This is a genomic window from Paraburkholderia sp. SIMBA_027, from assembly GCF_046535315.1.
Taxonomy (GTDB): Bacteria; Pseudomonadota; Gammaproteobacteria; order Burkholderiales; family Burkholderiaceae; genus Paraburkholderia; species Paraburkholderia tropica.
The window spans coordinates 1-352 of sequence record NZ_JAWRWY010000216.1 but is presented as its reverse complement, the minus strand read 5'-3'; the positions used below and the strand labels follow the sequence as shown (position 1 = coordinate 352).

Here is a 352-nt window from a genome sequence, read left to right as displayed (position 1 = left end):
AGGCAAACCTGCGCGAGACGACGACCCGGGTTCTGGCCTCGCTGACGCCGCGCGAAGAACGTGTTCTTCGCATGCGCTTCGGCATCGGCATGAATACCGACCACACGCTCGAAGAAGTCGGCCAGCAGTTCTCGGTGACCCGCGAACGTATCCGCCAGATCGAAGCGAAGGCTCTGCGCAAGCTCAAGCACCCGAGTCGCTCGCGGAAGCTGCGCTCGTTCCTCGACAGCTGAGCGGACGGCGTCACGACATACAAAGCCCGGCCATGTGCCGGGCTTTTCTTTTGGGCAGGGTGCAACTAAGGCGTTTGCCTGCCGCCGTCATGCCACAATTCGGCAGAGGATGGCCGGAG

Annotated in this window: 1 protein-coding gene; it reads left to right on the top strand. The window is 62.8% G+C overall.

All coding sequences use genetic code 11. The annotated features are described in order from the left end of the window. Positions 1–233: sigma-70 family RNA polymerase sigma factor (locus SB764_RS38840; RefSeq protein ID WP_410866588.1), on the top strand; the 233-nt coding region annotated here is incomplete at its 5' end. Between the last annotated feature and the right edge of the window lie 119 nt (positions 234–352).